Annotated in this window: 4 protein-coding genes and 2 pseudogenes; all 6 read left to right on the top strand. The window is 46.4% G+C overall.

Annotated features, from left to right (window positions below; translation table 11 throughout):
• Positions 1-185: 185 nt before the first annotated feature.
• The 6 genes and pseudogenes from clpB to ftsH all read left to right on the top strand — a co-directional run bounded on the left by clpB (position 186) and on the right by ftsH (position 8,331).
• A pseudogene (gene clpB, locus JCM12259_RS14720) lies at positions 186-2,773 on the top strand (ATP-dependent chaperone ClpB).
• 484 nt (positions 2,774-3,257) lie between these two features.
• The gene (locus JCM12259_RS08900; protein ID WP_036888844.1) at positions 3,258-3,473 is read left to right on the top strand and encodes a hypothetical protein; all 216 of its coding nucleotides are present in this window, start codon (positions 3,258-3,260) and stop codon (positions 3,471-3,473) included.
• A 30-nt stretch (positions 3,474-3,503) separates the two neighbouring features.
• Positions 3,504-5,063: a hypothetical protein gene (locus JCM12259_RS08895; RefSeq protein WP_060544128.1), complete on the top strand. Its 1,560-nt coding sequence runs from the start codon at positions 3,504-3,506 to the stop codon at positions 5,061-5,063.
• A 202-nt stretch (positions 5,064-5,265) separates the two neighbouring features.
• Positions 5,266-5,700, top strand: a complete 435-nt coding sequence (locus JCM12259_RS08890; protein ID WP_025066195.1) for an HU family DNA-binding protein — start codon at positions 5,266-5,268, stop codon at positions 5,698-5,700.
• A gap of 224 nt (positions 5,701-5,924) precedes the next feature.
• Positions 5,925-6,283, top strand: a pseudogene (gene rsfS, locus JCM12259_RS14715) (ribosome silencing factor).
• 14 nt (positions 6,284-6,297) lie between these two features.
• Positions 6,298-8,331, top strand: a complete 2,034-nt coding sequence (gene ftsH, locus JCM12259_RS08880; RefSeq protein WP_025066194.1) for an ATP-dependent zinc metalloprotease FtsH — start codon at positions 6,298-6,300, stop codon at positions 8,329-8,331.
• The last annotated feature ends 71 nt before the right edge of the window (positions 8,332-8,402 follow it).

Genomic DNA, 8,402 nt, shown 5'->3' with positions numbered 1-8,402 from the left:
ACCGTGTAATAAACCGTAAATCACTCTCCGATTCTCAATTGTCAATTCTCAACTTAGGGATGATGTTGCTCCTCGTTAGTGTCATTCTGTCTCCTTTCTATGTCGATTTGGCATGCTGATTTGCATAGGCACGTCTTTTGACTGATGATCAGCAGAGAAACAAAAGAAGAAGAAAGGAATTATATATGACATTCGATAAATTTACAATCAAAGCGCAAGAGGCAGTTCAAGAAGCTGTAAACACGGCACAACAGGCTGGTCAGCAGACCATCGAACCGGTGCATCTGTTGCGCGGAATCATAACCAAAGCCAAAGACGTGACGGCCTATCTCTTTCAGAAATTGGGCGTCAACGGCGCACAAATCGAAACACTCGCAGAGCAGGAGATCCAACATCTGCCGCGTGTTGAGGGTGGTCAGCCGTATTTGAGTAATGACACGAATGCAGTTTTGACGCGGGCACAGGACATTTCGCAGCAAATGGGCGACGAATTCGTGTCTGTCGAACCGATGTTATTGGCTCTGCTGGCAATCAATTCCACGGCGAGCCGTATTCTGAAAGATGCAGGTTGCACGGAAAAAGAGATGCGTGCGGCTATTAACGAACTGCGCCAAGGGCAACAGGTAAAATCGCAAAGCGGCGACGAGAACTATCAGTCGCTTGAGAAATATGCCAAGAACTTAGTGGCAGATGCCCGCGCCGGCAAGCTCGATCCCGTTATCGGACGCGACGACGAGATTCGTCGCGTATTGCAGATTCTGTCTCGCCGTACTAAGAATAACCCGATATTAATAGGTGAACCGGGGACGGGTAAGACAGCAATCGTGGAAGGTCTGGCCGAAAGAATCGTTCGCGGTGACGTACCCGAGAACTTAAAGGACAAGCAACTCTACTCACTCGATATGGGTGCGTTGGTTGCCGGCGCTAAATATAAAGGTGAATTCGAAGAGCGACTCAAAAGTGTGATCAAGGAAGTAACCAACAGCGAGGGCCGAATTATCCTCTTTATCGATGAGATTCACACTCTCGTGGGAGCCGGCGGCGGCGAAGGTGCAATGGATGCAGCCAACATTCTGAAGCGGCTTTGGCCCGGGGAGAACTCCGCGCGATTGGTGCGACGACGCTGAATGAGTACCAGAAGTATTTCGAAAAGGACAAAGCGCTGGAGCGTCGGTTCCAAACCGTGATGGTGGATGAACCTTCCGAAGTAGATGCCATCAGCATTCTGCGCGGCTTAAAGGAAAGATATGAGAACCATCACAAGGTGCGCATCCAGGACGATGCGTGTATCGCGGCCGTAAAACTATCCGAACGCTACATTTCCGACCGCTTCTTACCCGACAAAGCCATCGATTTGATGGATGAAGCAGCCGCCAAACTGCGGATGGAACGCGACTCGGTGCCTGAGGAGTTGGATGAGATTACGCGCAAATTAAAGCAATTGGAGATCGAACGAGAAGCGATTAAGCGGGAAAATGACGAACCGAAAATAAAGCAACTGGATCAAGAAATTGCCGAGTTACGTGATCAGGAGAAGACATTCCGCGCCAAATGGGAAGGCGAGAAGGCACTGGTAAACAAGATTCAGCAGGATAAGCAGGAGATTGAAAACCTGAAATTCGAGGCTGAACGCGCCGAACGCGAAGGTAATTACGAGCGTGTAGCCGAGATCCGTTACGGAAAATTGAAGTCGCTGCAAGACGACATCGACAGTATTCAACTGCAACTCAAAGCCACGCAGGGCAGCGAAGCGATGGTGCGCGAGGAAGTGACGGCCGATGATATTGCCGAAGTTGTGAGTCGATGGACGGGTATTCCCGTGACCAAGATGTTGCAAAGCGAGCGCGATAAATTGTTGCATTTAGAAGAAGAATTGCACGAACGCGTCATCGGTCAGGACGAAGCGATCACTGCTGTGAGTGATGCCGTGCGCCGTTCGCGGGCCGGACTGCAAGATCCTAAGCGTCCGATAGCCTCGTTTATATTCCTGGGCACCACCGGAGTGGGTAAAACCGAGTTGGCCAAAGCGCTCGCCGATTACCTGTTCAACGACGAAACAATGATGACGCGCATCGATATGAGCGAGTATCAAGAGAAATTCAGCGTATCGAGACTTATCGGCGCACCTCCGGGTTACGTCGGTTACGACGAGGGCGGACAGCTCACCGAAGCCGTAAGACGCAAACCTTACAGCGTGGTTTTATTCGATGAGATCGAGAAAGCACATCCCGATGTGTTCAACATTCTACTTCAAGTGCTCGACGATGGTCGTCTGACGGATAACAAAGGGCGCACGGTGAACTTCAAGAACACCATTATCATTATGACGTCTAACCTCGGCAGCCAGTTCATCCAGCAGCAATTCGAGAAGCTCGATGCTTCTAATCGCGATCAGCTCATCGCCGAAACGCGTAGTCAAGTGATGGAAATGCTGAAGAAAACGATACGACCCGAGTTTCTCAATCGAATCGATGAGACGATCATGTTCTTGCCATTGAGTCGGGAAGAGATTGCTGACGTAGTGAAACTACAAATCAATGCCGTCAAGAAAATGCTCGAACCGCAGGGCTTCCAACTTGAAGTAACCGACGCAGCCATTCAATATCTCGCAGAGGTGGGTTACGACCCCGAGTTCGGTGCACGACCCGTGAAACGTGCCATCCAGCGTTACGTGCTCAACGATTTGTCTAAAAAGATCCTCGCCGACGAGGTTTCCAACGACAAACCCATCATCATTGATTCGTTCGGAAGCGGTCTCGTGTTCCGCAATTAGAATCACTCCCAGTGTGAAGACACAACCCCAAACAGAGACGTTTGGCGTTGTGTCTTTTTGCATTTCATGCAATTCTTTTTCATTTTCTTTGTCTAATTCAAAAAGATGTTATACCTTTGCCCCCAGTTTTTCGCCTTAGCCCCCTAAGTTAGGGGGATGGGGGTCTGAACAATTAAAGAGATGATTAAACAAGCAAATATAAACAGCAACAATAAGGGCATGCAAAAGAACTTCGTTTCTCTTGCATCTTTTAACGATTTATATTTGCATATCTCGGAAAAAGTCTTAACACACACACACACACACACATCGCACCTGGCGTAGAGACATTTTAGGTCTTCGCTACGCGCGCGCGTAAGGAGACGACTAAACACCAATAAACAAAGGGCTTCTCGGAGTTCCCTTTGTTTGTCTTTTCATGTCCTTTTGCCAACTGGGAAAGAGGAAAATAAGCATGATTATTTATTCTAAAAACATAATGTATATGGACAAAAATTATTTAGAGAGTAGGGCTTATGTGAAGCCCAGGATTGGGATTATTAGTATTGAATCCCATTGTTATTTAATGGAAACCTCATTTCATAGTCAGCACAATCCTGCAATCCATGGTGGAAGTCTTGGAGATGCTAAAGCCGGATGGCTGGATGAAGAAGACGAGTATGAAGAGGCTCCACAAGATTGGGGGATAGTAACGAAGTAAAGTATAGTAACATTTTAAAATTTATAGTAAATGAGAAAGAATATATCATTGTTTGCCATCATGACAACATTATGTCTATGGGCAAGTTGTTCAAGTGAGAATATTGTTGCAGACAAACAGCAAGAAAAAGAGAATACAGAAGAATTGACAACCTTCACCTCTGGAGATAATCCCAGCACTCGCACTTCAATGGATTATACCACCGGGAAATTTTATTGGTCTAACAACTCTGAATATATTTTCGTAAAGGATGATAACAACACTTTTAATTCAAGCACAGCGAATAGTATTACGACCAAGACAGAAGCTGCAAAGTTTATGGTTCCTGGAACTTACACCGGAAATGATTATACCGTTACTTATACTGGTTTGGGCACAGGGAAAGCCAATCAAGTTCAGATAGCTTCCCAACAGCTACAAAAATTGCCTAACACCACAGATCATTTTCAGAATTCGGGCGACTGTGGTATAGCAACAGCTACCAAAGAAGCAGATGGCAAATTTCACTTTAAGTTAAACCACAAAGCAACCTATCTCTGCTTCTTACCACGGATAGGAACATCCATTCTTACCGATGCTTATATCGAGAATATAGAAGTAACTTCCGATAACGATATTGCTGGTATTTATAAGCTTTCTAACACAGGGTTATCCAATACACCCATCAGTAGTGGTTCTAAAACTATAACGCTGCGAACAGTCATGAATAATGGTAAAGGTTTTCCACTAACCAATTCTGCAACCAGTATTACCACTAATGGTGCCTTTATGGTAATTGCTCCGGGTACTCACGCGCTTAAAATAAGATATTGGCTTTTTGATCCAACAACAAATGTTCGTGGAACGATTACTAAGACGATTCCTGCGACAACATATGTAGCCAATACCATTTATGATATGACAGCCAATCTGGCCTTACGTGATTATACAGAAAATAAGTATTATATGTGGGATGCTGTTAATGACTATTGGCACAATCATGAGAGCGACCAACCTGTTAATAGAGACAGTTATCTTTCTTCGGGTGGTGATGGTGATAATTATCCGGCTAATGCATCTGATCCGGATAATCGCTGGTACAATACTATTGATAATGGTGGTGTCACACAAGCATCTCATTCTGCCGCCACTTATCCCAATGTCAATGAAATGACCCATTATGCAGCAGAAGGCAGTCCACATTGGGATGATGATGAACTGTGGATATGGAATGGGCATTTGTATAAAGGTGGAATATGGATTAAGAAAAAGGCCTACATTCCCACATTTAGTAGTTCTGCTTACAATGGTGTAGATTATAGGACTTATACAACTCCATTATGGCTGCAACTTACCATTCCAGTCGGTCAGCCTTCTGCAGCCACCATGAACCAGTATTTTTATATACCGGCTCTAAGTATGTACCTCTTACAATCCACCTTAGGAGGAACTAAATCTTATTTGCAACAAAGTCTCTATGGTCGTTATTTTACCTCTTCGCCTGTTCCTGGGAATGATGCTTATGCATATTTCCTTTGGTTTGCGCGAGGACAAATAACAGTCGGCGGAACGCCACGCGATTGGGGAATGCCAACATTTACATTTGAATAATATCTTCTCTTTTGATCATAAAAGAAACATCCTGTGGTTTCAAAAAAACATCTGGATGTTTTCCTAAAAACGTCTAGACGTTTTGGGCAAAATGACTAGACGTTTTCAGTAAAACGACCAGACGTTTTTTGGGACACGAAAAGAGATTCTGTAAATCATTATAAATCAATATATTATAAACAAGTGAAAAGGAGACAGAAAAATGGACTATTCTTTAAATGAGCGCGAATTAAATTTCGTCAGTGATGGAGAGAAAAAACTGTTTGTGGCAACATTGGTTTGTCAGAAAGAGCGCATCATGTTTGACCGCCTCTGCGCCTTGATGGCCGAGGATTCGACCGTCGGCGAAGCCGACATTGCAGCCGTGTTTTACAAAGCACGCAAGGTGTTGAACTTCCTTTGTTCGCAGGGTTACATCGTGGACGCCGGTCCGCTAGGTACGTTCCGCCCGTCGATTCAGTCGAAGGCGGTGAAGAAAGCTGAGGATTTCAAACCCTCCGAACACATCAAGCGTGCGCAGATCCGCTTCATCCCCACCAAGGATTTCCGCGATCTGAAAGGCGTGGAATATCACAAGGTGCCGAAACAGGAAAAGAAAAAGAAAGGCGGTGGTGGAACAACGCCGCCGAAACCATAGGCTTCGGAATGGTAAGTGTGGAGTGTTGAATGAGGATTTGTTGGCACTCCGCGCACTTTTAAATCTCCAATGAAGACTGACGGGTTGCATGGGCAACTCGTCAGTTTTTTCGTTCGTCATTAGGCCTCTGTCCGCCATTCATAAAAATTCCAAATAAAAAAGGCTTTCTATGGGGATGTCGATAAATAAACGTAATTTTGCGATTCATAATTAATTAACATTGAATGATTAAGACAAACGAACTGGTAAAGACGATCACCCGTGGGATTCAAGAAAAGAAAGGGAGTGGCATAGTTATTGCAGATCTCGGAAATATAGACGGAGCCATTGCCCGATATTTCGTGATCTGTCAAGGCAATTCGCCCTCGCAAGTAGAAGCGATTGCCGAATCGGTAGGTGATTTTGCTTGGAAAGACAGCGGCGAAAAGCCACTCACGTAGTTGGATTGGGAACAGACCAATGGGTGGCGATGGATTACAGTGATGTGATGGTACACATCTTCTTGCCTGAGACACGCGCATTCTACGACTTGGAAAATCTTTGGCAGGACGCGAAATTGACCCGTTCACCAGACATAGATTAATCAATTAAGAACAAATGAACAATAACAACAATCCCTTTAACGGCCCGGATCAACAGCCGAAGATGCCCCGATTCAATATGAATTGGGTCTATGCCATCGTGTTGGTAGCGCTCATCATACTGTTTCTTTCGGGTGGCGGCGAGGCGCTTGGCGGCAACGGAGCCAGCCAACAGGCCACTTACACGAGGTTTAAAGAGTATGTCGAGAAAGGCTACGCACAGAGCGTGGTGGTCAATAAGAATGAGGGTACGCTGCGAATGTATGTCAAAGCCAAGAATGTTCGCGATGTTTTCAATATGTCGGCCAAGCAAGTGGGAGCACATCCATATGTGAATGTTGACTTTGGCTCTATCGATGAGCTGGACAAATATCTCACCGTTGAACAGCAAAAGGGTAAGATCGTTGATTTCAGTTACGAAAACAAGCGAGGCAACGATCTGATAAACATCCTCCTCAATCTGTCTCCTTTCATTCTGGTGGCCGTGGTTTGGATCTTCTTGATGCGGCGTTGGGGAGGTGGAACCGGTGGGGGCGGCGTGTTCAGTGTAGGCAAGAGCAAGGCCCGAATGTATGAAAAGGGAAACGAGATAGGCATTACTTTCAAAGACGTTGCCGGTCAGGCAGGTGCCAAACAAGAGGTTCAAGAGATCGTGGAGTTTCTTCGGAATCCGCAGAAATACACCGACTTGGGGGGCAAGATACCGAAAGGCGCGCTATTAGTGGGACCTCCCGGAACAGGAAAAACGTTGCTGGCTAAAGCTGTTGCGGGCGAAGCGGGCGTGCCGTTCTTCTCGATGAGCGGCTCAGATTTCGTCGAAATGTTTGTAGGCGTAGGTGCCAGTCGTGTGCGCGACGCTTTCCAAAAAGCCAAAGAGAAAGCTCCGAGCATCATCTTTATTGATGAAATCGACGCGATTGGCCGTGCCCGGAGCAAAAATCCGGCTATGGGCGGTAACGACGAACGCGAAAATACGCTCAATGCACTGCTTACCGAGATGGACGGATTCGGTACCAACAGCGGCGTTATCATCCTCGCAGCCACTAACCGAGTAGATATGCTCGACAGTGCATTGCTCCGTGCGGGCAGGTTCGATCGTCAGATCAATGTCGATTTACCTGACCTGACTGAGCGAAAAGAAATCTTCCAGGTGCATCTTCGCCCTGTCAAGATAGACGAAAGTCTTGACATCGACTTGTTGGCACGGCAAACTCCGGGTTTTTCAGGCGCAGATATAGCCAACGTTTGCAATGAAGCTGCCCTGATTGCTGCCCGACATGATAAGAAAAAGGTGGGTAAACAAGACTTCCTCGATGCCGTAGACCGCATCATCGGAGGTTTGGAGAAAAAAACGAAAGTGATGACTGCCAGAGAGAAACGTACCATTGCGCTGCACGAAGCTGGGCACGCCACGGTGTCGTGGTTCTGCGAACACGCCAATCCTTTGGTCAAAGTATCCATCGTTCCGCGTGGGCGCGCATTGGGAGCAGCGTGGTATCTGCCCGAAGAACGCCAGATAACGACTAAAGAAGAGATGCTCGATGAGATGTGTGCACTCTTCGGCGGGCGTGCAGCCGAAGAACTTTTCACCGGTCATATATCGACAGGTGCAATGAACGATTTGGAAAGAGCCACCAAGAGTGCATATGGAATGATTGCCTATGCAGGTATGGGCGACAAACTGCCGAATGTTTGTTACTATAACAATCAGGAATATCAGTTTCAGCGTCCGTACTCGGATACAACCGCAAAGATTATGGATGACGAGGTGATCAAAATGCTCAACGAACAGTATGAGCGTGCAAAGAAAATCCTGATAGAGCATAAAGAGGGGCACAATCAGCTGGCAGAGCTCCTCATTCAGCGTGAAGTCATTATGGCAGAGGATGTGGAATGCATCTTTGGTAAGCGTCCGTGGGTGAGTCGCTCGCAAGAACTGATGGAAGACAACGAACCTAAACTCGAAGATATGCCTGACGAAGTGAAGCAGGCACAGGCTGAATTCAAACAGTCGGAAGCCGATAAACAGGCTGACGAAAACAACAAATAACAATCACGGCCGACTTGGGACGCACAGTCCCTGGTTGGTCTTTTAACTGTAAAAAGATGAGCAGCAAGACC

The organism is Hoylesella enoeca JCM 12259 (genome assembly GCF_000613405.1).
Taxonomy (GTDB): Bacteria; Bacteroidota; Bacteroidia; order Bacteroidales; family Bacteroidaceae; genus Prevotella; species Prevotella enoeca.
Note: the sequence above shows the minus strand (reverse complement) of the source record. Positions and strands in the feature narration are given on the sequence as shown.